Origin of the sequence: Bacillus sp. PK3_68 (assembly GCF_003600835.1) — a bacterium.
Lineage (GTDB): Bacteria > Bacillota > Bacilli > Bacillales > Domibacillaceae > Pseudobacillus.
In genome coordinates this window covers 3,998,798-4,024,174 of sequence record NZ_NQYC01000001.1, presented here as the reverse complement: position 1 = coordinate 4,024,174, position 25,377 = coordinate 3,998,798, and the positions used below count along the sequence as shown (strand labels likewise).

Annotated in this window: 27 protein-coding genes; 8 read left to right on the top strand and 19 right to left on the bottom strand. The window is 41.2% G+C overall.

The annotated features are described in order from the left end of the window. Nucleotides 1-8 precede the first annotated feature (8 nt). The 6 genes from ctaG to cyoE all read right to left on the bottom strand — a co-directional run bounded on the left by ctaG (nucleotide 9) and on the right by cyoE (nucleotide 6,041). Nucleotides 9-920: a cytochrome c oxidase assembly factor CtaG gene (ctaG, locus tag CJ483_RS20175; RefSeq protein ID WP_120037040.1), complete on the bottom strand. Its 912-nt coding sequence runs from the start codon at nucleotides 918-920 to the stop codon at nucleotides 9-11. Nucleotides 921-1,112: 192 nt separating this feature from the next. Then, nucleotides 1,113-1,445 carry a cytochrome c oxidase subunit IVB gene (ctaF, locus tag CJ483_RS20170; RefSeq protein ID WP_120037038.1) on the bottom strand — a complete coding sequence of 111 codons (333 nt, stop codon included), beginning with the start codon at nucleotides 1,443-1,445 and terminating at the stop codon, nucleotides 1,113-1,115. Between the two features lie 3 nt (nucleotides 1,446-1,448). Further along, nucleotides 1,449-2,078 (bottom strand): cytochrome (ubi)quinol oxidase subunit III, encoded by a 630-nt coding sequence (locus tag CJ483_RS20165; RefSeq protein WP_120037036.1) that lies wholly within the window; start codon nucleotides 2,076-2,078, stop codon nucleotides 1,449-1,451. Beyond that, nucleotides 2,078-3,952 carry a cytochrome c oxidase subunit I gene (gene ctaD, locus CJ483_RS20160; protein ID WP_120037034.1) on the bottom strand — a complete coding sequence of 625 codons (1,875 nt, stop codon included), beginning with the start codon at nucleotides 3,950-3,952 and terminating at the stop codon, nucleotides 2,078-2,080. Before ctaD ends, CJ483_RS20165 begins: the two co-directional genes overlap by 1 nt. A gap of 28 nt (nucleotides 3,953-3,980) precedes the next feature. Continuing rightward, nucleotides 3,981-5,066 (bottom strand): cytochrome c oxidase subunit II, encoded by a 1,086-nt coding sequence (gene coxB, locus CJ483_RS20155; RefSeq protein ID WP_120037032.1) that lies wholly within the window; start codon nucleotides 5,064-5,066, stop codon nucleotides 3,981-3,983. 87 nt (nucleotides 5,067-5,153) lie between these two features. Next, nucleotides 5,154-6,041 carry a heme o synthase gene (gene cyoE, locus CJ483_RS20150; RefSeq protein ID WP_120038167.1) on the bottom strand — a complete coding sequence of 296 codons (888 nt, stop codon included), beginning with the start codon at nucleotides 6,039-6,041 and terminating at the stop codon, nucleotides 5,154-5,156. Nucleotides 6,042-6,453: 412 nt separating this feature from the next. Here cyoE and CJ483_RS20145 point away from each other — a divergent pair, with 412 nt between their 5' ends. After that, nucleotides 6,454-7,380, top strand: coding sequence for a COX15/CtaA family protein (locus CJ483_RS20145; protein WP_120037030.1), 927 nt, complete (start codon nucleotides 6,454-6,456; stop codon nucleotides 7,378-7,380). A gap of 36 nt (nucleotides 7,381-7,416) precedes the next feature. Here the strand turns inward: CJ483_RS20145 and pyc are convergent, their stop codons facing one another. From pyc to CJ483_RS20130, 3 genes are all read right to left on the bottom strand, one after another. Beyond that, entirely contained in the window at nucleotides 7,417-10,854 is a 3,438-nt protein-coding gene (gene pyc, locus CJ483_RS20140) for a pyruvate carboxylase (RefSeq protein WP_120037028.1), read from the bottom strand. An 88-nt stretch (nucleotides 10,855-10,942) separates the two neighbouring features. After that, entirely contained in the window at nucleotides 10,943-12,094 is a 1,152-nt protein-coding gene (locus CJ483_RS20135; RefSeq protein ID WP_120037026.1) for an FtsW/RodA/SpoVE family cell cycle protein, read from the bottom strand. 101 nt (nucleotides 12,095-12,195) lie between these two features. Next, the gene (locus CJ483_RS20130; RefSeq protein WP_049661321.1) at nucleotides 12,196-12,477 is read right to left on the bottom strand and encodes an Fpa/YlaN family protein; all 282 of its coding nucleotides are present in this window, start codon (nucleotides 12,475-12,477) and stop codon (nucleotides 12,196-12,198) included. Nucleotides 12,478-12,636: 159 nt separating this feature from the next. Between CJ483_RS20130 and CJ483_RS20125 the strand changes: the two genes are divergently transcribed. After that, a complete protein-coding gene (locus CJ483_RS20125; protein ID WP_120037024.1) occupies nucleotides 12,637-13,137 on the top strand; it encodes a molybdopterin-binding protein in 501 nt (166 codons plus the stop codon). A gap of 72 nt (nucleotides 13,138-13,209) precedes the next feature. Here the strand turns inward: CJ483_RS20125 and CJ483_RS20120 are convergent, their stop codons facing one another. After that, complete coding sequence (locus CJ483_RS20120; RefSeq protein ID WP_120037022.1) at nucleotides 13,210-14,538, bottom strand: PhoH family protein; 1,329 nt, start codon at nucleotides 14,536-14,538, stop codon at nucleotides 13,210-13,212. A 168-nt stretch (nucleotides 14,539-14,706) separates the two neighbouring features. On the opposite strand from CJ483_RS20120, the gene CJ483_RS20115 reads away from it, so the two are divergent. Then, nucleotides 14,707-15,309 carry a YhcN/YlaJ family sporulation lipoprotein gene (locus tag CJ483_RS20115; RefSeq protein ID WP_120037020.1) on the top strand — a complete coding sequence of 201 codons (603 nt, stop codon included), beginning with the start codon at nucleotides 14,707-14,709 and terminating at the stop codon, nucleotides 15,307-15,309. A gap of 100 nt (nucleotides 15,310-15,409) precedes the next feature. Here CJ483_RS20115 and CJ483_RS20110 read toward each other — a convergent pair whose 3' ends face one another. Further along, the gene (locus CJ483_RS20110) at nucleotides 15,410-15,874 is read right to left on the bottom strand and encodes a pyridoxamine 5'-phosphate oxidase family protein (RefSeq protein ID WP_120037018.1); all 465 of its coding nucleotides are present in this window, start codon (nucleotides 15,872-15,874) and stop codon (nucleotides 15,410-15,412) included. A 138-nt stretch (nucleotides 15,875-16,012) separates the two neighbouring features. Here CJ483_RS20110 and CJ483_RS20105 point away from each other — a divergent pair, with 138 nt between their 5' ends. Then, nucleotides 16,013-16,213, top strand: a complete 201-nt coding sequence (locus tag CJ483_RS20105) for a YlaI family protein (protein ID WP_120037016.1) — start codon at nucleotides 16,013-16,015, stop codon at nucleotides 16,211-16,213. A 52-nt stretch (nucleotides 16,214-16,265) separates the two neighbouring features. Here the strand turns inward: CJ483_RS20105 and CJ483_RS20100 are convergent, their stop codons facing one another. Both CJ483_RS20100 and typA read right to left on the bottom strand, forming a co-directional pair. Further along, nucleotides 16,266-16,577: a YlaH-like family protein gene (locus CJ483_RS20100; protein ID WP_120037015.1), complete on the bottom strand. Its 312-nt coding sequence runs from the start codon at nucleotides 16,575-16,577 to the stop codon at nucleotides 16,266-16,268. 21 nt (nucleotides 16,578-16,598) lie between these two features. Next, nucleotides 16,599-18,434, bottom strand: a complete 1,836-nt coding sequence (gene typA, locus CJ483_RS20095; protein ID WP_120037013.1) for a translational GTPase TypA — start codon at nucleotides 18,432-18,434, stop codon at nucleotides 16,599-16,601. 156 nt (nucleotides 18,435-18,590) lie between these two features. Between typA and CJ483_RS20090 the strand changes: the two genes are divergently transcribed. Further along, the gene (locus CJ483_RS20090; RefSeq protein WP_120037011.1) at nucleotides 18,591-18,776 is read left to right on the top strand and encodes a YlaF family protein; all 186 of its coding nucleotides are present in this window, start codon (nucleotides 18,591-18,593) and stop codon (nucleotides 18,774-18,776) included. A gap of 85 nt (nucleotides 18,777-18,861) precedes the next feature. Here the strand turns inward: CJ483_RS20090 and CJ483_RS20085 are convergent, their stop codons facing one another. Beyond that, nucleotides 18,862-19,656 (bottom strand): inositol monophosphatase family protein, encoded by a 795-nt coding sequence (locus CJ483_RS20085; protein ID WP_120037009.1) that lies wholly within the window; start codon nucleotides 19,654-19,656, stop codon nucleotides 18,862-18,864. 168 nt (nucleotides 19,657-19,824) lie between these two features. Then, entirely contained in the window at nucleotides 19,825-20,016 is a 192-nt protein-coding gene (locus tag CJ483_RS20080) for a hypothetical protein (RefSeq protein WP_120037007.1), read from the bottom strand. Between the two features lie 158 nt (nucleotides 20,017-20,174). On the opposite strand from CJ483_RS20080, the gene CJ483_RS20075 reads away from it, so the two are divergent. Next, nucleotides 20,175-20,795 carry a YktB family protein gene (locus tag CJ483_RS20075; RefSeq protein WP_120037005.1) on the top strand — a complete coding sequence of 207 codons (621 nt, stop codon included), beginning with the start codon at nucleotides 20,175-20,177 and terminating at the stop codon, nucleotides 20,793-20,795. Nucleotides 20,796-20,869: 74 nt separating this feature from the next. Here the strand turns inward: CJ483_RS20075 and CJ483_RS20070 are convergent, their stop codons facing one another. After that, nucleotides 20,870-21,142 carry a UPF0223 family protein gene (locus CJ483_RS20070; RefSeq protein WP_120037003.1) on the bottom strand — a complete coding sequence of 91 codons (273 nt, stop codon included), beginning with the start codon at nucleotides 21,140-21,142 and terminating at the stop codon, nucleotides 20,870-20,872. A gap of 148 nt (nucleotides 21,143-21,290) precedes the next feature. On the opposite strand from CJ483_RS20070, the gene CJ483_RS20065 reads away from it, so the two are divergent. After that, complete coding sequence (locus CJ483_RS20065) at nucleotides 21,291-22,760, top strand: aminotransferase class I/II-fold pyridoxal phosphate-dependent enzyme (protein ID WP_120037001.1); 1,470 nt, start codon at nucleotides 21,291-21,293, stop codon at nucleotides 22,758-22,760. A gap of 72 nt (nucleotides 22,761-22,832) precedes the next feature. Here the strand turns inward: CJ483_RS20065 and CJ483_RS20060 are convergent, their stop codons facing one another. Next, nucleotides 22,833-22,949, bottom strand: a complete 117-nt coding sequence (locus CJ483_RS20060; RefSeq protein WP_120036999.1) for a GapA-binding peptide SR1P — start codon at nucleotides 22,947-22,949, stop codon at nucleotides 22,833-22,835. A gap of 302 nt (nucleotides 22,950-23,251) precedes the next feature. Here CJ483_RS20060 and CJ483_RS20055 point away from each other — a divergent pair, with 302 nt between their 5' ends. After that, nucleotides 23,252-24,118, top strand: a complete 867-nt coding sequence (locus CJ483_RS20055; protein WP_120036997.1) for a protein-glutamine gamma-glutamyltransferase — start codon at nucleotides 23,252-23,254, stop codon at nucleotides 24,116-24,118. A gap of 143 nt (nucleotides 24,119-24,261) precedes the next feature. Here the strand turns inward: CJ483_RS20055 and CJ483_RS20050 are convergent, their stop codons facing one another. Both CJ483_RS20050 and CJ483_RS20045 read right to left on the bottom strand, forming a co-directional pair. Continuing rightward, nucleotides 24,262-25,065, bottom strand: coding sequence for a polysaccharide deacetylase family protein (locus CJ483_RS20050; RefSeq protein WP_120036995.1), 804 nt, complete (start codon nucleotides 25,063-25,065; stop codon nucleotides 24,262-24,264). Nucleotides 25,066-25,107: 42 nt separating this feature from the next. Then, nucleotides 25,108-25,368: a hypothetical protein gene (locus CJ483_RS20045; RefSeq protein WP_120036993.1), complete on the bottom strand. Its 261-nt coding sequence runs from the start codon at nucleotides 25,366-25,368 to the stop codon at nucleotides 25,108-25,110. Nucleotides 25,369-25,377: the final 9 nt, after the last annotated feature.

The following is a 25,377-nucleotide window of genomic DNA, read 5'->3' as shown; positions in this document are numbered from 1 at the left end:
TTCCACCATTATTTTGTGTAATCTGCCTGATGATTCATCAAAGCAGAAGCACTCATTTCCTCAGTTTCTTCTTTCTCCTTGCGAACCCACTCAAAAAATACGAAGGCAAGCATACAGCCGTACACAATCTCTTGAATGATTTTCATGATGACTCCACCAAGCTGTTGGTCTTCCATCACAGGCATACTCGAGAAAAGCTCAGGGCCACTTAGGCTCAATCCTTGCAGAGTAGAAGTTGGGACACAAAGCTCCATTGCTTGAAGCCAAGCACCTGCATCGCTGTAAGTAGCGTATACTGGAGCAGAAGCAAATATAATCAGCCCGCATGCAGGTGTCAATAGAATCCCATCAGCGAAAATATAGCCCACTTTCTTAAGACCGCTCAATTTTCTACCTTCTGGCATGTCATTTACTAATGGCCACCACATAAAGAGAGCAAAAACAAACAATCCAATCGTGTACAAACTATGGAGAAGCATGCTCATCTTAATATAATCAAAAACGATTGGCAAATGATAAATTGAAAATAGACCGTTAAACAAAATTAAAGCGATCAGCGGCTTTGTGAAAAAGTTAAAGACGGGCTTGACCATACGATGATCAATTATTTTTTTCCATACCCACCAAGGAACACCTCTTAAAAATAGAGGAACAACCACCAAATAAAGAACGGCCATCTGAATCATATGATACGTAAACATAATATGACCTAACAGATCAATTGGCGAACCCTTCACTGCATACAACACTACCATGGCTGTCACAAATAAAGCGGCCTGATGTTTCATCAACGGCTCCTTGCCTTCGAACTTACTTCTCCATTTCATTGTTCCTAAGAAGTAAAGGACGGTTAGCAATATTAACAGCACGAGAAAATAAGGACTCCATAGCGCTTGAGATCCAAAGATACTAATCGGCATTCCCTTTCACCTCGATATCATATTCAATGCCCTGCTTACATTATAACGTTCCCTATTTTCCCTAGCAATGTTCCGAATTGACAAGTTCATGACAACGCGATAAAGCTGATCGATCACAAAAAAAGCCGGCTCTAAAAAGAGCCGGCTTTTGTGTAACGATAAGAATTTGCAAATCTTAACGCTTGCGAACAATTACCACCAAATGATTGTCATAAAAGCTAATATGGTCAAGAAGGCAACTGTAACACCTGACCACATAAACAGGGATGGTGCTTCATGGCCCTTCTCACTCATATGCATGAAATAATAAAGCTGGAAGCCCACTTGTACTACTGCCAAGAGTAGAATAAATGGAATGACAAACCATTTAGAGAAATCTGCTCCTACTGCTACAAAAGAAACAACAGTGAAAAAGATCATTAAGGTAAATGTTGCTACCTGAATTCTCATACCTTCTGCATTCTTTTTGCGGCGGTAATCATAACTGAGTCTTGGGTTGTTTGAATTCGATTGATTATTTACCATCAATTATCCCACCATTCCCATTAAGTATACTACCGTAAAGATAAATACCCATACAACGTCGATAAAGTGCCAATAAAGGCTTGCCAAGTAAAATTTAGGCGCATTGTAAAGATTCAATCCACGGCCTGCATTCCGAACCATTAACAAAGTGATCCACACTAATCCAAAGATAACGTGGGCACCATGGAAACCAGTTAACGTATAAAAAGCGGAGCCAAATGCACTGCTAGTAAACGTATGGTTGTATTCAGTATAGTAATGATGGAACTCGTAAAGTTCACAGCCTAGGAAACCAAGGCCAAGAATAACCGTAATTAACAGCCAAAGCTGCATTTTCTTAAAGCTGTAGTTTTTCATATGGTACATGGCATATACGCTTGTTAATGAGCTTGTTAACAAGAGCATTGTCATGACGAATACCAACGGCAGTTCAAATAAATCTTTTGCCAGCATATGATCTGGGCTCGGTACCTTATCTTTCAATGCAATGTAGGTAGCGAAGAGAGAGGCAAACAATACCGTCTCTCCGCCTAGGAATAACCAGAAACCTAAAAATTTGTTTTTGCCTTCAAGGGTTGCTTTTTCAGGTGATTCAGGCCATGTTTGGGGTGTGTATTTTTCTTCAGCTTGCATTACGCCTTAACCCCCTTATCATCATTTTCCTCAATTAAATCTTCTTTATGAATATGGAAGCCATGATCGTCTTTAATTGAACGATAGATCATCGCACCAAAAGTGATCACTAATCCACCAATTAATACTGGAATTGCCCATGCTTTATCATCTACATGGTACATAGCTCCAAAAGCAGCAATGAATAAGCCAAGAGAGATCACAAACGGTGTAAATGAACCGTTTGGCATATGGATATCACCAATTGGCTCAGCCGGTGTTAACGTTTGTTTGCCTTCCATCTTCTCTAGCCAATAAGCATCCAGACCACGTACGAGTGGCAATTGCTTAAAGTTATAGAATGGAGGCGGTGAAGGGATTGCCCATTCTAACGTACGGCCATCTCCCCATGGATCATTGCCCACTCTTTCATTTTTGACAGAAGTGATTACTACATTCACTAACAATGAAATAACAGAGATTGCCATGAAAGCCGCTCCAATGGAACTGACTAGGTTTCCAGTATCAAGTCCTTGACCCGGAAGGAACGTCCACACGCGACGAGGCATCCCCATTAGACCAAGGAAGTGCTGGATAAAGAATGTTAAGTGGAAACCAATAAAGAAAAAGACAAACGTAAATTTCCCGATTTTTTCACTTAGCATGGTTCCAAACATTTTTGGCCAATAGAAATGTACTCCAGCTAACAGAGCAAATACTACCCCACCAACGATAACGTAGTGGAAATGCGCAACGATAAAGTAAGTATCATGATACTGATAATCTGCTGGCGCTACGGCCTGCATAATTCCTGTTACCCCACCAGCTACGAAAGACGGAATGAAGGCAACAGCGTAAAGCATCGGTACAGTAAATTTAATGCTTCCTCCCCAAATGGTGAGAAGCCAGTTAAAGATCTTAATACCTGTAGGTACCGCAATAGCCATTGTCGCAACTGCGAAAATAGCGTTTGCTACCGGGCCAAGTCCCACTGTAAACATATGGTGGGCCCATACCATGAATCCTAGGAATCCGATTAATACGGTTGCGAATACCATGGATGAATATCCAAACAGGCGTTTTCTTGAGAACGTTGAAAAAATTTCCGAGAAAATACCGAAAGCCGGTAAAATCAAAATGTATACTTCCGGATGTCCGAAGATCCAGAAGAAATGCTCCCAGATAATTGTATTACCCCCTGCTGCTACGTTAAAGAAGTTAGCGCCGAACATACGGTCGAACGTTAACATAAAGATTGAAGCAGTCAGTGGAGGAAACGCGAATAAAATTAATGCAGAAGCAACAAATGTTGTCCATGTAAACAATGGCATTCTCATATAAGTCATGCCAGGAGCGCGCATGTTAATGATCGTAACGAGGAAGTTAATCCCCCCCATTAACGTACCAAACCCTGAGATCTGTAACCCCAAAGCATAAAAATCAATTCCATGGCCTTCTGAAGCAAGTGATAAAGAGGCGTATGAAGTCCAGCCTGCATCAGGAGCTCCGCCTAGAAACCATGATAAGTTTAAGAATAATCCTCCGAAGAAAAATAGCCAAAAACCAAGTGCATTAATAAACGGGAATGCTACGTCACGCGCTCCAATTTGCAGCGGCATAACAGCATTCATAAAGCCGAGCAGCAAAGGCATCGCTGCTAAGAAAATCATTGTTGTGCCGTGCATAGTAAGCAATTCATTGTACAAGCCTGCGCTGACAAAGTCATTATTTGGTACAGCCAGCTGAGCCCGTATCATCATTGCCTCTATACCGCCCATTAGGAAAAAGATTCCACCCGCGATTAAATAAAGAATCGCAATTTTCTTATGATCGACTGTTGTTAAATAGTCCCATACCGTACTTGCGAAACCTCGTTTTTGTGCAATGGTACTCAACGGTTTTACCTCCTTCTTTTTCTAATCCTTATTGTTCTTCTACTTTTAAGCTCATCAAGTATGCTGCTAATTGATCAAGTTCTTGCTCATTCAATTGTTTATAAGTACCTGACATCTTATTGCCCGGCTTATACTTTTCAGGATTACGAATCCAGTTTTTCAACTCTTCTTCGTTATGATCCAATATTCCGGCAACACGTGAACGCTCACCGAATGTAGCTAAGTTCGGTGCAAGTCTAGCTTGCTCTGGACGTGCGTCGTCAGGGCTTGTTGCGTGACAGCTTAAGCAATTTTGTTCAAAGAGTTTTTGACCTTGCGCTGCAGCTGTATCAGTTGGCGTAGCTGCCTTAGCAGATTGCATAGCGCTCAACCAATTTTTGAAATCATCTTGTGATTTTGTTTCCACTTTGAAGTCCATCAAAGCATGGGACGGTCCGCAAAGCTCCGCACATTTTCCATAGAACAAGTTATTGGCTTCTTGCGCTTTATCGCCATCAAATTCCAGCCAAAATTTGTTCACGTTATCTGTGTTCGTATCCATTTTTCCTCCCGCAGCAGGAATCCAGAATGAATGCTTTACATCAGATGAAATCAAATTAAAATATACCTTTTGATCTGTTGGAACGACCAGTTCCTGAGACGTGATCACTTTATAGTCAGGATATTCAAACTCCCACCAGTAAAGATTTGCACGTACGTTAACAACAAGTGCATCACGCACTCCGTCTTTATTTGGCTTCTTATCCATTTCCTTTACATTAGCCTGTTCAAATGTAGCTGCAACAGTCGGCACAGCAAGGATCAGCAAAAGGATAATAGGAATAACTGTCCAAATGATTTCAAGCAAATGACTTCCTTCCACTTGCTTAGGAATTTTGTTTTCGTCACCTTTTTTCCGGCGGAAGCGAGTAATGGCAAGAACGAAAATGACAGTAACTACAACAATAACCCCTATCATGATGATTGTGCTTAAAATCATCAGATCATATTGCTGTTTAGCCACTTCTCCGGCAGGTTTGAGCGTGGAAAGGAATGGTTCACCACAGCCTGACAACACGAGTGCCAACACGGCAAAGACTGATAAAAGACGCCATTTAGTTAGCCTATCTTTCATAGCTTAATTAAACCCCTCTTTCTTATGAATTTCTGCAGCGATATGAGCTATATATGGATTTCTTTAACAAGAAAGAATTCCTGTGAATTAAATAACAGTAAAAATAACCATCGCTACAAACAGGACAGTTAAGTACTGCAACGAATAAATAAACATCAGCTTTGCCCATTTGAGATCATCCTTCATTCTATACCCAGATACCCCAAGAGCAAGCCACCCTATATTCAAAACTGTTGCTAAAACAACAAAGGCAGTGCCCAATGATGTCATAAAGAATGGAAGCGGCAAGAGAGCCAGCACCCAAATCATTGTATGACGTTTTGTAACAGCAAACCCCTTCACTACCGGTAGCATAGGAATGCCAGCAGCCCGATATTCTTCACATCGTCTCATAGCCAACGCATAAAAATGCGGCGGCTGCCAAATGAACATAATTAAAAATAACATCCAGGCAACAATATCCAGATTAGGGTCAATAGCTGCCCAGCCAATTAGCGGCGGCACAGCTCCAGAAATACTGCCCACTACTGTGTTGCTAACATGGCGACGCTTAGACCACATGGAATAAACGACAACATAACTAAATACGCCGATTAAGCCAATAAGGCCGGCTGTAAATGTTGTGAGGAACAAAAAAGCTGTCCCAATAATAATGAAAGCGACACCAATTAACATTACTTTTGGATAGCTTATTTTCCCTGTAACTGTAGGACGCCCTTTCGTTCTCTCCATAAGCGGGTCAATATCCCGGTCAATAAAGTTATTTAAACTGGCTGAACCTGCAATAATCAGGGATGATCCGATAAGCGTGTAAAAAACTGTATCCAGCTGAGTTAGAAAGTGCAGGCCGTTAAAAACGATTGCCAGCCACAGCCCTGTGAAAATAGTAATCAAGTTGGAATTAACGATACCGATTTTAATTAAAGCAAGGAAATCTTTCAGGGCTGTCGTTTCTGGAAGTTCAGTATTCCCCATCGTAGTTGTGGCACGTGACACCTTTTTCCCCCCTCTCTAAAAACAAGCGGTTTGTCTTTTGAATAGCTGGTGAGGCCTTAGCTTTTTTACCAAAGGGCACCAAAAACCACTGTTCATTCCATATTAAATCATATCAGCTTGTTTTTTTGTGAACACATAATGAACTAATTATGTCGAATTTGTGTCCGCTGAAAAAGCGCTATTCCTATCGATTTAGTTTTATAGGATAATAATAACAAAAGCTTATTTGTTCGCGTTTTCAAAGAAATCAGTCTACTCGTATCTTCTACGTATAAGCATAACATTTACAAATAATTTTACAAGTTGTCTTTTTATCTCATCTTCTGTATTATCGAGAAGATGAACTCTTTTATAATCTCCTTTTTGCACTATATATAAGTAGGTGAAAAACATGCAACGCTCTTTGAAATGGCTAGCGGTTTTGACAACGTTCGTCATGCTTCTTGTCTTACTGGGCGGTGCCTTAGTGACAAAAACCGACTCTGGACTTGGATGCGGGAATGAATGGCCGCTGTGCCACGGACAACTGATTCCTGAGGATATTACGATAGAAACAATTATCGAATTATCCCATCGGGTTGTCTCTGGTGTTGCCGGCTTGCTCGTAGCCGCATTGTCTATTCTCTCCTGGCGGCTAATAGGCCACAAGAGGGAAACCAAGTTCTTAGCTGTCATGTCTCTGTTCTTTTTAATTGCGCAAGCCTTGATCGGAGCAGCGGCAGTAAAATGGGGGCAAAGCGACTTTGTTCTCGCTCTTCACTTTGGCATTTCGCTCATTTCTTTTTCTGCTGTTCTGTTGTTAACTCTTTTGATCTTTGAAGTTGATCAAAAGTTCGATGCTTCTTCGTTAATTATTGACAAACGAATGAAATGGCATACTATTTGTGTAACACTTTATAGTTACTTAGTTGTCTACACCGGAGCTCTTGTACGGCATACCAACGCCAGTTTAACTTGTTCCGATTGGCCCTTTTGCCTGAATAGCAATCCTTTTATGCCACTGAATACTTATCAATGGATTCAAATGGGGCATCGTCTTGCTGCCGGTCTCATCTTTTTGTGGATCGTCTACATCACGGTTATTGCTGTGAAATATTATAAGCAGCAGCGAGTGATTTACTGGGGATGGATCATTGCTTGTTCCCTTGTCTCTTTGCAGGTCTTATCAGGTGCCACGATCATCTTTACCAAGCTTAATCTCTACATAGCATTAGCGCATGCTCTATTTATCTCTTGTTTGTTTGGCCTGCTATGTTATTTTATTCTTCTCATTTCCAGAAGCAAAATGAATGCCGACAATATTTCGAAAGTTTCATAAAAAAAGAAGCAGGTCTGGGCCTGCTTCTTTTTTTATTTACTTTTCTAGTTCTATTAACAAGTCTCCTGTAGAGATCGCTTCACCGTTTTGAACATGGATATTGGTTACAATGCCTGAAAATGGTGCCTGAACTGTTGTTTCCATTTTCATCGCTTCCGTAATCAATAAATGGTCGCCCTGAACGACTTTTTCGCCTTTTTCGACGAGCACCTTAATCACCGTTCCAGGCATAGTCGCTGCCAAATGGCTTTCATTTTTTGGATCTGCTTTGATCTTGGAAGCAACGGAAGATTTGATGCTTTCGTCTTTAATCACTACTTCACGTGGCTGACCATTTAATTCAAAGTAGACAATGCGGGTGCCATCTGCCTGCGCCTGTCCGATAGAAATAAGCTTCACAATCAATGTTTTTCCTGTTTCAATCTCAATTTCAATTTCTTCCCCTAATCTCATTCCATATAAGAATGTCGGTGTATCCAGTACGGATACGTCGCCAAACTGATCGATCGTTCCCACATATTCCTTAAACACTTTTGGATATAAAGCATAAGCGATCACATCATGATCTGTGACTTGTCTGTCCAGTTCCTTAGATAATTCTTCCCTCAGAGCCTCAAAGTCCACATCCTTTAGCAGCTCGCCCGGACGGACGGTAAGCGGCTCTTTTCCTTTTAGGATGACCTTTTGCAATTGCTTCGGGAATCCGCCGTACGGCTGGCCTAAATATCCCTCAAACAGTTCAATAACAGAATCTGGGAAGTCAATTTTATCCCCTTTTTCCAGTACGTCTTCTTCCGTTAGGTTGTTTTGTACCATGAAGAGCGCCATATCGCCAACGACCTTCGAAGAAGGCGTTACTTTGACAATATCGCCAAACATCAGGTTTACACGGCTGTACATATCCTTAACTTCTTCCCAGCGTTCCCCCAGCCCGACGGCTTTTGCCTGCTGCTGGAGATTGCTGTATTGACCGCCCGGCATTTCATGCTTATAGATTTCTGTATGAGGAGCGACCATTCCACTCTCAAAATCTTGATAATACTTTCTGACCCCTTCCCAATAATGGGACAGCTCTTCCAAAGCATCGATGCTGACGGAAGGCTCCCGCTCCGTTCCTTTTAGTGCGTAACAAAGCGTATTGGCACTTGGCTGTGAAGTTAACCCAGCCATCGTACTGACCGCTACATCCACAATATCAACGCCGGCTTCAATCGCTTTGGCATACATGTAAATGCCGTTGCCGCTCGTATCATGGGTATGCAAATGAATCGGAAGATCGACGGTCGCTTTTAATTCTGAAATTAATCGATAAGCGGATTGCGGCTTTAACAATCCGGCCATATCTTTAATGCCTAGAATATGTGCCCCCTGATTTTCAAGTTCCTTCGCCATATCTTTGTAATACTGAATATTGTATTTCGGGCGGGTTGAATCTTCAATGTCCCCTGTATAACAAATGGAAGCCTCTGCAATCTTTCCGGTTTGACGAACAGCATCGATCGCTGTTTCCATTCCCTTGATCCAGTTTAAGCTGTCAAAAATGCGGAATACATCAATACCGGTAGCAGCAGATTGCTCAACAAACTCGCGGATAACATTATCTGGGTAATTTGTGTAGCCCACTGCATTGGAAGCCCGGAGAAGCATTTGGAACAAGACATTTGGTACTTGCTCTCTTAACGAGGTCAGACGTTTCCACGGATCTTCTTTCAGAAAGCGGTAGGAAACATCAAAGGTGGCTCCGCCCCACATTTCTAAAGAGAACACATCCGGCAACAATTTTGCTGTTGGTTCAGCAATGCGGAGCAAATCATTGGTCCGCACGCGAGTAGCGAGCAAGGACTGATGAGCGTCTCGGAAAGTTGTGTCTGTCAGCAATACTTCGGACCGGGATTTCACCCATTCAACGAGCCCCTCTGCTCCTTTTTCATCTAAAATCTGTTTAGTACCAGAGGCAGCCGATTGTAGGCGGTTGACTTTGGGAACAGGTGGCTGGTCAAACAGGGGCTTTTTCTTTTTCTCAATGCCTGGAAAGCCGTTAATCGTCACATTTCCGATATAGTTTAGCATTTTTGTTCCGCGGTCTTTGCTTTTCGGGAAGATGAATAGCTCCGGTGTCGTATCAATAAACGACGTATCATAATTACCTGTAATGAAATTCTCATGACGCATGACATTTTCTAAAAATGGAATATTTGTTTTGATGCCCCGAATTCGGAATTCCTTTAGGTTGCGCAGCATCTTGGATGCGGCCTGCTCAAAAGTGAGCGCCTGTGTAGATACCTTCACAAGCAGCGAGTCATAATACGGAGTAATGATGGATCCTTGGAAGCCGTTCCCCGCATCTAGCCGGACGCCAAAGCCGCCGCCAGAACGATACGCCATGATTTTTCCTGTATCTGGCATAAAGTCATTCAGCGGATCTTCTGTTGTAACTCGTGATTGAATCGCATAGCCATGAATCGTAATATCCTCCTGTGCAGGGATGCCGACTTTTTCACTGTGTAAAGAATGGCCTTCCGCAATCAGGATTTGTGATTGAACAATATCAATTCCCGTCACCATTTCTGTAATCGTATGTTCCACCTGAACACGTGGATTTACTTCAATAAAATAAAATTGATTGTCAGCAACAAGGAATTCTACTGTGCCTGCATTCAAATAGTCGACGTTTTTCATTAACTTAACTGCTGCGTTACAAATGTCGTTGCGCAACTTTTCAGACAATGAGACGCATGGAGCGACTTCTACTACCTTTTGATGGCGACGCTGTACCGAACAATCGCGCTCGTAAAGATGAATGATATTTCGTTGATGGTCTCCAAGAATCTGCACTTCAATATGCTTCGGATTTTGAACAAACTTCTCTACATACACTTCACTGTTGCCAAAAGCCGCTTTTGCTTCTGACTTTGCCCGCTCATAGGCTTCTCTCACTTCTTCAACGCTATGGACAATCCGCATACCACGCCCGCCACCGCCAAGCGCTGCTTTAATTATAATCGGAAAGCCGTGCTCTCTTCCAAAAGCTACTACCTCTTCAAGATCGGAGACAGGACCGTCTGTACCCGGGATCACAGGTATATCTGCCCGTTGAGCTTGAACTCTCGCTTTTACTTTATCACCAAACATATCTAAATGCTGGGATTTAGGGCCGATAAAAATAATTCCTTCTTCCTCGCAACGTCTAGCAAATTCTATATTTTCTGACAAAAAACCATAGCCTGGATGAATCGCATCCACTTCTGCCTGCTTGGCAATCTCGATAATATTTTCAATATCAAGATAGGCGTCAATCGGCTTTTTGCCTTTGCCGACAAGATAAGCCTCATCCGCTTTGTAACGATGGTAAGAACCTGAGTCTTCTTTTGAGTAAATAGCTACTGTACGAATGTGAAGTTCTGTACAAGCACGAAATACGCGAATAGCGATTTCTCCCCTGTTTGCCACCAGCACTTTACTGATTTTTCTCATTTTCCATCTCTCCCCTGTTGTGCGAGTAAAAATATATATAAAAAGGCTCATTTAACTGAACCTTTTTATCACATTATAAAGACCAAAACTACCCCTTATAAACCTGCTCATACTTGGCAAACATTGAAATATTAACAAGAATGCCAAGTGATCCAGCCAGCAAAATAAGCGAGGAACCTCCATAGCTAATAAAAGGCAGAGGTACGCCGGTAATTGGAATTAACCCCGTTACCCCACCGAGATTAATCAATGATTGAATGGCAATCATACTGGATATACCTACCGCCATCATAGAACCAAATGGATCGCGGCACTTAATTGATATATAAATTCCTTTTAATACAATAAAGCTAAGGCCCCCAATAACAACTATTACACCTAACACTCCTAATTCCTCAGCTATAACAGCCATAATGAAATCTGTATGCGGCTCAGGCAAATAACCAAGTTTTTGAATACTTTGGCCAAGCCCTGTACCAGTTACCCCGCCAGAACCAATAGCCAAATAAGAATTAACTAGATGGTAGCCATCTCCCTCTTGGTGTTCAAAGGGATCAAGATATCCAGTGATGCGGCTCATCTTTTCCTTTGTAAAGATTTGATCTTTTTTAAAAAGAATGAGCGGTGAGAGGATGAGTGCTGCCATCATACCAAGCACGATAAGTTTCCATATACTCTTAAACTTCATCCCTGAAGAGATAATAATCGTACAACCGATCATAAATATGATGAACGCTGTACCAAAATCCGGCTCACTGGCGATGAGCATGCATAAAAAGACTAACAAAATGACTGGTGGTGTAACCCCTTTGTTGAATGAGTTAATATATTTTTGTTTTTTAGCATAAATAGCTGACATATAAATGATGATAACAAGCTTGGCAAACTCAGAAGGCTGAAGTGAAAATCCTCCAAGACGGATCCAGCTTCTTGCATTGTTTGAGATTGTACCAAAAAAACCCAATATTCCTAGAAGCCCGACAATCCCCGCTATCATAAAGAATAAAAATTTACTGTTTTTATAAGCCTTATACGGAAAGAGAGCCGCTACCAAGAAGAAAAAAGAGGCAATGATAATATGAATCTTTTGCTTATTATAAAAGTAGTCGCTTGCCACTTCATAGCGCTGCACTGCTGTTACTGAACTGGCGCTATAAACCATCATCAGCCCAAACAAACAGAGAAGAAAAAACGCGACTATGAGTGAGTAATCATATGATCTAATTATTTTTTTCCACATATTAATCTTCCTATCTCTTAAATCTTGGAGCACGCTGGAATTGCATCCTTTTATGTAAAAAAACTCAAACATCGATATAAGGTGTTTGAGTTTTTTGCCGTTTATTTTCGAGTAGATGCTTCATGGAGAGCTGACAGTTCCCGTTCAAGTGAATCAATCAGTTCTTTCCCATCTTTCTCATCAACCAGACCTAAACGAATCGCAAAATCTATTTCACGGGATAAGCCAAACATCTGGGTATCCAGCACCTCTTCATAAAGAGGACACTGGGGCATCGTTAAGTTGTCCATTTGAACTTTTATGAGCCGCAAGATCTTTCCCGCATCTGCTTCTAATAGAGAGTAGGCCTTTTCCCTGTGATTGACTTTTAATTCAGATGCCACATCGAACTCCCCCTGTTCAGCACAATAATTGACTGTATCTTATAAAATTCTATCGTTAATTCGACTAATTTGCAAGGAATTTTGAATTTATCCCTGACAAGAAAGAATTCTAGCGTTATAATTTATTTAGAACGCTAATTTAAATAAGGGGGACCCCCTGTGAATACAATCATGAGCATTAAAGGCAAAGTTAAATTTCCAATCACTTTGGATTCAGGCGTATGGATCTTTGATGACCGGCGTATCGACTTGAATACATATTTCGACACTGAAGAAGACAGTCAGGCTCTTAAAGATGAAGAGTACACAAAGAATGTATCCAAGTTCTGGGATAAAGAAATCAGAGAGGGAGCTGTATTTCCGCCGACGATTAAATCCGAAAGAAAATATGAAAAGGAAAAGGTATTAACAGGCACATTTGCTATACCTTTCGAACCATTTTTAAAAAATGCCGAGCCCGAGCCGGGAGCCGAGTCTCTTATCATCGAAACAGATGATGAAGAAATCACCCTGCCGCTGGAACGAGCAGAGGAAATCATTCTGGCTTTCTCTAAAGAGGGCAAGCCGCTCCGCGAAGATGGTCCTGTCCATGTCCTTTTTAAGGATGGGTCAAATCGGGACAATCCTATTAGGAAAGTGACTGCCTTTCGGATCTCCTAACCTAAAGTATGGGTATACCAGAAAAGCCAGGCACCCTTCAGCATGCTGAAGGGTGCCTGGCTTTTTGTACGGCTAAAGAATATCAGCTGCCAGTTGTGCCAGACCTGACCGTTCCCCTTTCATTAATTTAATATGGCCTGAAACTGCCTGGTCTTTAAATTTTTCAATTACATATGTTAATCCATTGTTATATTCGTCTAAATAAGGGTGATCTATTTGAGCAGTATCACCCATTAAAACGATTTTGCTTCGTTCTCCGACCCTGGTTAATATTGTTTTCACTTCATGCTTCGTTAAATTTTGTGCCTCATCAATAATAATGTATTGCTCAGGGATGCTTCTCCCGCGTATATAAGTTAAAGCCTCCACTTCCACTGAATGGAGTCCTGCTAAAATTTGATCAATTTCTCCTGGTTTTTTCGTATTAAACAAATACTCCAGATTATCATAAATAGGCTGAACCCACGGACGCAGTTTTTCCTGCTTTTCACCAGGAAGGTAACCGAGATCTTTCCCGACAGGAACAATCGGCCGAGCGACAAGTAATTTTTTAAAAAGCTGTAAATCTTCCGTCTGTAGAAGTCCTGCCGCAAGGGCGATGAGTGTCTTTCCGGTTCCCGCTTTTCCTGCCATAGTAACCAATGGAACATCAGGCCTCATTAACAGTTCAATCGCCATCATTTGCTGGACGTTGCGCGGTTTAATTCCCCAGATGATATCTTCATCATGCACAAGTTTTTTTAGCATTCTTCCCTGGGCATCTACTATGCCAACAGCGGACGCTGAACTGCCAAGTGCATCTTTTAGTATAAGAAATTGATTAGGATAAAAAGGGTGATGGGCAATTTCAGAGAGAGGCAGCTCGCCCTTTTTATAGAACAAATCAAGCAACTCTTTGGGCACATATATTTCTAAAAAACCTTTATATATATCACTCATCTCGATGACACGGTCACTCAAGAAGTCCTCTGCTTGTAAACCAATTGCGTCTGCTTTTACCCTTACGAGCGTGTCTTTACTCACTAAAATTACAGATCGGCCGCCTTTTTTCTCTTCCTCTTCTATTGATAAGTTCTTTGCTACTGCCAGAATACGGTTATCATTTGTCTTCTCAACAAATACTTCTTGAAGCTTTTGAAAAGAGCGATGATTCAATTCAATTCTTAGGCTTCCGCCATTTTCTAATTCAATCCGTTCATGCAGCTTGCCGATCTCTCGCATTTTATCAATGAGCTTTGATACAAGTCTGGCGTTCCTTCCTATTTCATCCATATACCTTTTTTTGGAGTCTAATTCTTCTAATACCACTGCCGGGATGACAACTTCATTTTCTTCAAAGGCGAAAATAGCATGTGGGTCCTGTAACAAGACATTGGTATCCAGCACATAAATTTTACTCAACGATACGCCTCCTGCTTTGTTCATCTTTTTTTATTATATGAGAATAGATGGCACCAGGTTCAACGATAAGGCAAAGGCTGATAAAAATATATGTCTGTATGAATAAGAATAGAAGAGAATCACAAAATATAAAGAGCTGTCTTATTCATTAATTAAAGAGGTGACAAAATGAAATGGATTCTTCCCTTTCTGACAATTGCTCTTCTTTTCGGATGTACCGCCCAAAAAGATGCAGGGCTAAATATGGAGGAACAGGCAACTGATGAAACACGTTATAAAGCACAGGTCAATAATAGTGAAGCAAATAACAACGATCGTATTTCTATGGGTGAAGCGTCACGCCGATTGGCAGCAACCGCACGCACTATGCCAGGAGTAAATGACGCAACCGCGGTAGCTTGGGGACGATATGCCATTGTTGGAATTGACGTGGACGCTAATTTGGATCGCTCAGAAGTTGGTTCGATTAAATACACAGTTGCTGAAGGTCTGAAAAACCAGCCTTATGGGGCCGAGTCGGTTGTTGTCGCTGACCCTGACTTATATGCACGTTTAAAAGAAATCGGTCAAGATATCGAAGATGGCCGGCCTCTGCAAGGTCTTGCCAACGAGTTAGCTGACATTGCCGGACGAGCTATGCCTGAAGTGCCTGGAAATTTAGTAGATGATAGGGCCGACCAATCAACGGAACAACCGAAGAAAAAATTATCCCCTTCTGAGTCCCGTGAGTTAGAAAAGCAGCAGGAGGAACAATCGAATCACCACAAATAAAGAGTAGGCTATTTGATTTGCGCCTCTTACTTTTTTGTTATCTAATCTTGGAGCCCTAACACTCGCTGGCTTTCCTATCACTTTTTTAAAAAGAGCTGATTTATAAATCAGCTCTTTTTTGTAATGCCTCCAGCACCTGGTTATCTAACTTCTTTGCCGCTTGTTCGTCGTATGTTTTTTCATGTCTTGGTTCCGAGATAACTTTTGATCCATAAAACATTACATCCCGGATTTCCGATACGGAAATTTCAATTATCGCTGTTTGAACAGGTATGCCTGCTGCTTTTTCGGTAAGGATTTTTCCTGTTCCTGATATAGCATAGGCCGATTCATTTGCTAATAAATGAATCGCAACAGCAGGATGATGCTTAAGGTTTCTCACCATACGTGAGTGGCTGTGCACTGCAATGCGCAAAGTATGTTCATCTAATGCACGAATCCAGGAAATGGCGTGAACAGCTGGATGACCGGATTCCTCGTCAATAGTAGCAATAGTAACGAGCCGGTCTTCCTGCAACGCTTCAAATAAGGCCGGTATTAAATAAGTTTCTACTCGATTAGCCACATTCATCCCCTCCCTTTCTCTTTATTATACATGACCCGGTTCTCCCTGCCGAATTTATATCTCTCCTTTTCCGCCCCTGAAGAGACGCTCGGATGCCACTCATGATATAATGAACAAAAAAAGCTGGAGGTAGCTGAAGTGAGAGTTAAATGTATTTTATGCGAAAAAATTGAAACAATTGATGATCAGCTCCCCGTTGCCAAACGGTTAAGAAACCGGCCCATTCATACGTATATGTGTATTGAATGTAACGAACGGATCGCTGAGAGGACAAAAGCACGGATCGCTACCGGCAAGTTTCATATTTATCGTTCAGGCAAGGAGCAGGAAATTTTATAAGCAGGTTTTTCAGTCGCGACAAATAAAAAAAGGACCGCATCAGCTGGTCCTTTTAATTTTGGTTCTCTTCCTTATGCATCTTGAGTCTGAACTTATAGATACCGAGCACAAGGGCGGCAACAATTAGACTCTCTACAACAGGCAGCTGGTAAGACAGGATGAGCAACAGCAGCGACCCGATAATGAGCGATACATACACAACAATATTTTTTGCCAAGGATAATTTCTTAGCAAAACCGAGGTTATAGACAAGAACACAAAGCAATATAATAGCTAGCCAGTAAATTCTTACCGCCCAATAGGTTCCTCCAACCCCTTTAATCAAGGCTCCTAGCAGCGGGCTGACGTGTTCTAATCCTTCCACTCCCTATCTCTCCCTTACAAGTTAAATTTCTTCGTATTTTTTCTTTTTCTCTGCCCGCTCCCGTTCATTTTTATCCAGAATTTTTTTACGCAAACGAATAGATTGTGGCGTTAACTCGCAATATTCATCATCGTTTAAATACTCAAGTGCTTCTTCAAGCGACATAATGCGAGGCTTTTTCATTGTAGTTGTTTGATCTTTTGTGGCAGATCGCACGTTGGTTGCTTGTTTCACTTTTGTAATGTTTACAGTTAAGTCGTTTTCGCGCGTATGTTCGCCAACAATCATTCCGCCATAAATTTCTGTTCCAGGTTCTACGAAGATCGTTCCACGGTCTTCAACTTGCATAATTCCATACTGAGAAGCTTTTCCGGTTTCCATGGAGACAAGTACACCTTGACGGCGTCCGCCTACACGTCCCGGCTGCATTGGCTGATAACTGTCAAATGTATGGTTGATAATTCCATAACCGCGGGTCATTGTTAAAAATTCTGTAGTGTAGCCAATTAATCCACGGGCAGGAACCATGAAGATTAAACGAACTTGGCCATTTCCATTATTAATCATATCAAGCATTTCACCTTTGCGCGAGCCTAATGATTCAATAACAGCACCAGTATATTCTTCAGGCACATCAATTTGAACTCGTTCAACCGGCTCACAACGTACCCCGTCAACCTCTTTCACAATAACCTGTGGCTTAGAAACTTGAATTTCAAAGCCTTCCCGGCGCATGTTTTCCAACAAAATCGATAAATGCAGTTCTCCGCGTCCGGAAACGATCCAGGCGTCAGGTGAATCCGTGTCTTCCACCCGAAGACTTACATCTGTCTCCAATTGAGCTTCAAGTCGTTCTTGAATTTTCCGCGCAGTAACAAACTTTCCTTCACGGCCGGCAAACGGACTATTATTTACTAGGAAGGTCATTTGCAGCGTCGGCTCATCGATATGAAGGATAGGAAGAGCTTCCTGGTAATCAACCGGACATACTGTTTCACCCACATTAATATCTTCCATTCCTGAAACAGCAATTAAGTCACCAGCATTGGCTTCTTGAATTTCAATTCGCTTAAGCCCCATGAAGCCAAATAGCTTGGTTACACGAAATTGCTTGACTGTTCCGTCGGTTTTCATTAACGCTACTTGTTCGCCAACTTTAATCGTTCCTCGGAATACTCTTCCAATTCCAATACGGCCAACATAGTCATTATAATCGAGCAGAGCCACTTGAAATTGAAGCGGTTCACTGCTGTTGTCAATCGGTGCAGGAATGTGCTCAATAATAGCTTCGAATAAAGACTCCATATTTTCGTCTTGCTTATCCGGAGACGTGCTGGCTGTTCCATTAATACCCGAAGCATAAATAACCGGAAACTCAAGCTGTTCGTCGTTGGCATCAAGTTCAATAAACAGCTCAAGCACTTCATCAACTACTTCTTCTGGACGAGCAAAATCACGGTCAATTTTGTTCACTACAACAATCGGACGCAGATTTTGTTCAAGTGCTTTTTTCAACACAAAACGCGTTTGCGGCATGCACCCTTCATAAGCATCCACAACGAGCAAAACACCATCCACCATTTTCATAATACGCTCTACTTCGCCACCAAAATCGGCATGCCCAGGCGTATCTAATATATTAATTTTTGTATCTTTATATTGTATAGCTGTATTTTTTGCAAGGATTGTGATTCCGCGTTCTCTCTCAATATCACCTGAATCCATCGCGCGTTCCTCTACGTGCTCATTGCTTCTAAAACTACCCGATTGTTTAAGAAGCTGATCAACAAGAGTCGTTTTCCCATGGTCAACGTGGGCGATGATCGCAATATTTCTTAAATCATTTCTTGTATTCAAATTAGTTCCTCCTGACTAATAAAAAACCTTCAAATCATAAAAGTCGCTTTTGTAACTGGATTATTATATCACAAGTTGTATTAAAATCCTAATTGATATTAAAGGTTTCTCTCCCTCAAAAAATCTTGTACAATAAAGAAAAAGGAGGCTCCTGTTGTGAAAGAGATTAAATGGATTTTTGTATTCTTTGCCGTTGCTGCTGCAGCCTGCATGATCGGCATGGGAATTGCTATAGGAGAACAAAGTATACTAGGTCTGGCTTTATGCATAGTAGCTCTTGTTGCAGTTATGGGATTTGGCTTCTCCACAAAAGCAAAAATGAGAAGAGCCGGAAAACTATAGCCTTAATTAACTGGATGTCTATCATCCTCCTCATATATTCTATAAATCAAAAAGGATGCAGTCTCAGCTGCATCCTTTTTGATTCTCATTTTTTTAATAAAAACTCGTTTAGTATTCGTCCATGAAGTATCGGAGCTCCCGCAAAAACACTGTTTGTTCCCATCATATTCAACTTGTCTCCAGATAAATTCGTTACTATGCCCCCAACTTCTTCCACCAAGATTTTCCCGGCAGCGAAGTCCCAAGGAGATAACCTCATGGATAAATAACTATCTAGCCTCCCTGATGCAACATAAGCAAGCTCTAACGCAGCGGATCCATAGGAACGTGCTCCCCTCACCGTTGTCGCTAGCTCCACAAGCTTCTTTTCGTCAAAATACCTGTTCTTTACGAGCCAGGTAGCATTAACAGCGATAAGCGCTTTCTCGAGCGGCACCTCTTTTAGAGAAGGCAACCTTACTCCATTCATGTAAGCTCCATTTCCACGTTCCGCATAATACAACTCATCATGAGCCACATCATAAATATAGCCTAAACGCCCAATGCCGTCTTCATAGATGCCAATTGAAATGGCGAAATGACGCTGCTGATGCACAAAATTCATCGTTCCATCGATCGGATCAATCATCCAGACAATCCCTTGCAGGGAAGCAAGCTGATCCCCCTGCCCTTCCTCCCCTAGGATAGAATGGCCAGGATAGGCCTTGCGAATGTTGGAAATAAAAAACTGTTCTGTCTCTTCATCGATGTTTGTTACTAGATCGTTCGGATTCGATTTTGTGTGAATGCTTAAAGAATGTTTAAAAGATTCACGTATAGAAGCGCCTGCTTCCATAATCCACGTCTTTACCTGCTGATCCACTTCCGTCCAATTTACCATAACTATTCCTCCACCGTGGAAAATTATGTAACGTGCCTCTACCTACATAGAATTATAGTATATCTCTTTACTTTTGCAAAACAAAAACGGCCCCGCACAATATTTATAGCGAGTCCGTTCTTTATTTATCGTTATCAATTATCATTTCACCCATAAAACTACTTTTCATTACGCTTCCATTTTCAGCATTTGTTCACGAAGAATGTTCAGCTTCTCCTTTGATTTCTCCATTTGATCGTCATTCTTTGCTTTCATCGCCTCGTAAAGTACAGCCAGCTCATAGTCCAGCTCCAAGCGAATAACTGCTAATTTCTCCTTTGATTGCGTGTATGTTTGCATCCCATTCATTACTTGTTTCATTTGTAAGCACTCCTTTTATTTTTCTGTTATTTATACTTCAGTAAGTCCTTTCCCTCAACTAATAGGTCACTTTGCTTTATTTGTTTCTATTGCATAGTATTTCTATTTGCTTATTTTTTATGATAAAATATCTTCAACAAGCATTAGGAGGATATTTTATGAATTTCACTGGTTTTACTCAGGCCGATTTTGATGTTTTCCAAATCGCTGGCTTAGATGAAAGAATGACAGCCTTGAAAGCATTGATTCGGCCTAAACTAGAATTTTTAGGCGATCAGTTCTCCGGAGAACTAAGTGTCCTGGTGGGAAATGAGATGTTTCCACATGTCGCTAAGCATGCCCGTAGAACAGTAAATCCGCCAAATGATACATGGGTTGCATTTGCTGACAATAAACGCGGGTACAAGAAACACCCTCACTTTCAAATTGGATTGTGGCAATCACATTTATTTATTTGGTATGCTGTGATAGACGAGTCTCCGAATAAAGCAGATATCGGTGCTCTTCTTGAGGAGAAAATATCCTATTTGCGAAAACACATCCCCGGTGAATTTCTCTGGTCCGACGATCACAGAAAACCGGAAGCGACCAAGATGAAAGATTTGTCTGATGAGCAATTACTCCATTTGTTCCAGCGCCTCCAATCCATCAAGAAATCGGAAATTCTTTGTGGTGTCCACTTGCCAAGGGAAAAAGCCATTCAGTTGACCGGCCCCGAGTTAGTGGCTTTTATTCATGATGTATTTGTAAAATTAATACCCCTATATAAATTGTCTTAAACAAAAAAGGCCCTTCTAAAATACATTTTCAGAAGGGCCTTTTTTGCTACATATTCTTTAGATAAAATGTGTTTCTATCTCATTTTTATTTTTTGATCTGCAGAGGCAGACTTCACTTGCTGGATGGTGCGGTAAGAGGAATATCCACTTATTTCTTCAAATTCATTGCACAGCCGCTTTTCCTCTGACTTGCTCGGCACAATCTCTTTAAACCGACGGTAGACAGTCATCAGCTCTTCTCTATTAATTCCCGTTTCATACGCGCGCTCAATTGCTTCAAAAAATTTAATCACGTCAATCACTTCCTCTGTGGACCAATCTGGTGAAAATGGATATGAATATTCCATCGACGGCTCCCTCCTCGTTATTCTTTTTACTTCTTATTGCATATTCCCCCGGTCGCTAGGCAAAGCTTTATGAACATGCTATAATTTCTTGTGCTTTTAAAGCTCTTGCACAATTAGATACGTTATAATAAATGAGGTGAAAAGTAAATTGTCACAATTTGATACACCATTGTTCACCGGCTTAAAGGCTCATGCAGCAAAAAACCCGGTGCAGTTTCATATTCCAGGCCATAAGAAAGGCAGTGGAATGGACCCTGAATTTCGCCAATTTATTGGAGAGAATGCTCTTTCTATCGATTTGATTAATATATTACCCCTTGACGATCTTCATCATCCTCAAGGCATGATCCAGCAGGCTCAGGACTTGGCGGCAAAGGCATTTGGAGCGGATCATACGTTTTTCTCCGTCCAAGGTACAAGCGGAGCCATTATGACGATGGTGATGACCGTTTGCGGACCTGGAGATAAAATTATTGTCCCCCGAAACGTTCATAAATCTGTCATGACAGCTATTGTCTTTTCTGGCGCTGTACCAATTTTTATCCACCCGGAAGTTGACCCGGATCTCGGAATTTCCCACGGCATTACAACGGATGCAGTTCTCCGGGCATTAACCGAACACCCCGATGCTAAGGGATTGCTTGTGATCAATCCAACCTACTTTGGTATTTCTGGCGATTTAAAACAAATTGTTGAAATAGCTCATTCATTTAATGTACCTGTTCTTGTTGATGAGGCACATGGGGTTCATATTCATTTCCACGACGAACTGCCAATGTCTGCTATGCAAGCGGGAGCAGATATGGCAGCAACAAGCGTGCATAAGCTTGGCGGCTCTTTAACACAAAGCTCTGTTTTAAATGTAAAAGAAGGGCTTATCCCAACGAAGCGTGTTCAAACCATCTTAAGCATGTTAACAACAACTTCCACTTCTTACTTGCTGCTTGCTTCTCTTGATGCTGCACGGAGGCGTCTTGCCACTGAAGGAGAAAAATTGATTGATGAAGCTCTTTCACTTGCCCACTCGATTCGTGAGCAAATCAATGAAATCCCTAACTTATACTGTGTAGGGGCTGAAATACTCGGATCAAAAGCAACTTATGATTTTGACCCGACCAAATTGATCATTTATGTAAAACAACTAGGTATTACAGGACACGAAGCAGAGAATTGGCTAAGAGAGAATTATAACATTGAAGTAGAGCTTTCAGATCTATATAACATTCTTTGTATTGTGACACCGGGAGATACGGAAAAAGAAGCAAACCTTTTGCTTCGCGCTCTTACTCACATGGCTGATGTATTTGAAGGAACCGAAGAAAAGATGCGCACAAAAGTCCTTCTTCCTGATATTCCATTACTGGCATTATCGCCCAGGGATGCCTTTTATGCCGAAACTGAAGTAGTGCCGTTTGAGGAGTCAGCCGGCCGGATTATCGCTGAATTTGTGATGGTCTATCCGCCTGGAATCCCGATTTTTATTCCTGGGGAAATTATTACAGAAGAAAACCTCACGTACATTCAGAAAAACCAGGAGGCAGGTCTACCAGTCCAGGGACCCGAAGATTCTGAATTAAAGACATTAAGAGTCATCAAAGAGCGAAAAGCGATTATTTAATAATAGATGAAAAAACACCGAAAGCAGCTGCTTTCGGTGTTTTTTCATCTATTAAATGGGTCTGTCCGTCAATTAGTCCTCCAGCTCAGTTTCTTCATCACAACCGCAGTAAGAATAAGCAACAGAAACTTTTTCGTCTTCAAAATATTCTATTGTGCTCATACACGCTTTGCAAATAATTGTGCCCATGTTACACATCCCCTTCAAATATTTTGTATGCGCTTTTATAATTTAAATAAATAATAATATAACACATTTCATTTTTCAAGCCTAAATTGTATGGCACATTTGCCTTTTATATACTTTTATTAAACAGGCATAGCGTCACTGGGAATGGCAGGACGTTTATTCAAAAAAAACTTTGCTATTTATACATAATTAGCTCTCCCCTATAAAAATCAGCGCAGAAAAAATGGCAGACATATTAAAATAAAGCCTAAATACATTAGGTAATAGTATAAGTAAGAAGGAAATGGGGAAGGAGGGAGAGCATGATACAGTTATCAGGAATGCCATTTTACCAAAACACCATGTGGCCGGCTGATCGGATTGAAAGCATTATTTTTCAACGAATGAACGATGCTCCGGACGTTTATTCTTATCAATCTATTAGCGAGTTATTATTTGAAATCCGTTTACGAGAAAACATCATAGCTAGCGCACGAAAGATGAATGACGGCGATTCACAATTTGAGCCCTTTGAAAAATCTCGGTGCAATCCTCAGTACTGGTATTTGACAGCAGTCGGGGGTTTTCAGTTAAAGCGCGGCGCACTGCCCTCCGAAGCTATTCGGGACATTTATCGGAATAGTTCACTCTATGCATTTGAATGCGCTACAGCCAAGATGATTATCTATTATCATGCCGTTTTACATAGCATCGGAGACTATTCTTTTAACCGTTTCTTCCAAAACATTTATTTATACAGCTGGCATGCTAATCCTGCTCTTGGAATAGAAACAGTGAAGACAAACTATTTCCTGCCCGGAGATGTTGTGTATTTTAATAATCCTGACTTTGATCCAAACACCTCCTGGTGGAGAGGAGAAAATGCTGTCGTTCTTGAGGATGGCACATGCTTTGGACACGGCTTAGGGATAGAAACTCCCTCGCAAATCATTCATGCCCTAAACAAAAGAAGAAAACCAGGAAGCAGTCAATCCGCCTACCTCAAACAATCAGCTACAAGACCCTCTTTTAAACAGTTAGAAAAATTATCACTTCTGCCACGCGGCTATAATACTCATCCAAAACAGCTCATCATCTTTCACAATAAAAGCTCTATTTCAATGGAACGATATCTACTCTATTTAAATAAGGCCTATCAGCAAACGGCCCATATATATCCATTTATGTAATGGGGATAAATAAAGCTGTAACTGGTGAGCCACTGTCCGGCTGAAAATCTATTTTTTCCGCAGGCTAATCTGTTTCTGCGCAGAAACAGATTAGCCTGCGGAAGTCCGGGCAATAAAAGTCGAAAATGGCCCCCCGCCGCCATTTACTCTTGATTTTGCTCTGTTGCAATCATTTTAGGATCAATGATCTCATAGCCCTTTTCCTGCAGGCCCGTAACCATTACACTTAATGCTTCTTTGGTCCATTGCCTATCATGCATCAGGATATTTGCTCCGTTCGTTAACATTGGTGTATTCACCATCACATCTGATAAGCTTTCTTTGGTCATGTATTCCTTTTCCCAATCGTAGCCATATGTCCAATTCATAATACTCATCTTTTCTTTTCGGATTAGCTGTCTCGAAAAATCTGTGTTACTGCCAAATGGAGCGCGGAAAAAGACAGGGCGTTTGCCAATAGTTTTTTCAACCATTTCATTCACTTTTAAAATCTCCTCTTTCTGTTCTTCCTCTGACAAACTTTTTAAATCTTTATGAGAATAAGTATGATTGCCGATCATAAACCCCATTTGATCTATTTCCTTCAGCATTTTTTTATTTTCCTCGTTCTCCAAAAACTGTCCATTTACAAAAAAGATAGCAGAAACGTTTTCGCTTTTAAGTATTTTAGCCATTTCCAATGCGTATTTGTCTGGTGCATCGTCAATAGTAAGCAGCACAACTTTAGGATTGGCTGAGCCGATAGGTTCGATTGTCCAATTGTTCTGGTTGACCCGATAAAGTGGTGCCTCTTGTTTGGCTTTCATTTCCCTTTCATCTTTCTGCTTCTCGGCCGGTTGGCCCATCACTTTCTTTTCTACAAGTGGTGCCTCCTTCTGCTCTTTATCACTCTGTCCGCTGCATCCAGACAAAACTAAAAGAAGTATTAAAATGGTTAACTTTCTCATCTTTTCCCTTCTTTCCATTTGTTTCTTTCAGTGTAACAAAGTTTAAAAAGAAGCAGAAAAGATATGAAGCAGCTGATCAATAGTAAGTTTGCCTGTCCAATAACAAAGCAAAGTAGTAACCGTCATAAAAAACCCTTTTCGCTGGGAATGCAATATTTTTTGGGCGGCTGACATGCAAATATAGAAAAAAACAATGAACAACAGTCCTTGAAATGTTTTTGAATCTCCATTGGATAGCCAGGAAGCCAACGTATAAAAGCTCCAAATCATTAAATGGAAAATAAATATAATATAGTAATTCATAGTCCCTCC

Excerpts from the sequence above, each read along its gene's own strand:
- CJ483_RS20080 (WP_120037007.1), bottom strand. The coding sequence starts at position 20,016 with ATGAAACAAGTAATGAATGGGATGCAAACATACACGCAATCAAAGGAG.
- CJ483_RS20055 (WP_120036997.1), top strand. The coding sequence starts at position 23,252 with ATGATACAGTTATCAGGAATGCCATTTTACCAAAACACCATGTGGCCG.
- CJ483_RS20070 (WP_120037003.1), bottom strand. The coding sequence starts at position 21,142 with ATGGAATATTCATATCCATTTTCACCAGATTGGTCCACAGAGGAAGTG.
- CJ483_RS20145 (WP_120037030.1), top strand. The coding sequence starts at position 6,454 with ATGCAACGCTCTTTGAAATGGCTAGCGGTTTTGACAACGTTCGTCATG.
- CJ483_RS20045 (WP_120036993.1), bottom strand. The coding sequence starts at position 25,368 with ATGAATTACTATATTATATTTATTTTCCATTTAATGATTTGGAGCTTT.
- CJ483_RS20050 (WP_120036995.1), bottom strand. The coding sequence starts at position 25,065 with ATGAGAAAGTTAACCATTTTAATACTTCTTTTAGTTTTGTCTGGATGC.
- coxB (WP_120037032.1), bottom strand. The coding sequence starts at position 5,066 with ATGAAAGATAGGCTAACTAAATGGCGTCTTTTATCAGTCTTTGCCGTG.
- ctaF (WP_120037038.1), bottom strand. The coding sequence starts at position 1,445 with ATGGTAAATAATCAATCGAATTCAAACAACCCAAGACTCAGTTATGAT.
- CJ483_RS20115 (WP_120037020.1), top strand. The coding sequence starts at position 14,707 with ATGAAATGGATTCTTCCCTTTCTGACAATTGCTCTTCTTTTCGGATGT.
- CJ483_RS20135 (WP_120037026.1), bottom strand. The coding sequence starts at position 12,094 with ATGTGGAAAAAAATAATTAGATCATATGATTACTCACTCATAGTCGCG.
- CJ483_RS20060 (WP_120036999.1), bottom strand. The coding sequence starts at position 22,949 with ATGGGCACAATTATTTGCAAAGCGTGTATGAGCACAATAGAATATTTT.
- cyoE (WP_120038167.1), bottom strand. The coding sequence starts at position 6,041 with ATGGGGAATACTGAACTTCCAGAAACGACAGCCCTGAAAGATTTCCTT.
- CJ483_RS20075 (WP_120037005.1), top strand. The coding sequence starts at position 20,175 with ATGAATTTCACTGGTTTTACTCAGGCCGATTTTGATGTTTTCCAAATC.
- CJ483_RS20165 (WP_120037036.1), bottom strand. The coding sequence starts at position 2,078 with ATGCAAGCTGAAGAAAAATACACACCCCAAACATGGCCTGAATCACCT.
- ctaG (WP_120037040.1), bottom strand. The coding sequence starts at position 920 with ATGCCGATTAGTATCTTTGGATCTCAAGCGCTATGGAGTCCTTATTTT.
- pyc (WP_120037028.1), bottom strand. The coding sequence starts at position 10,854 with ATGAGAAAAATCAGTAAAGTGCTGGTGGCAAACAGGGGAGAAATCGCT.
- CJ483_RS20085 (WP_120037009.1), bottom strand. The coding sequence starts at position 19,656 with ATGGTAAATTGGACGGAAGTGGATCAGCAGGTAAAGACGTGGATTATG.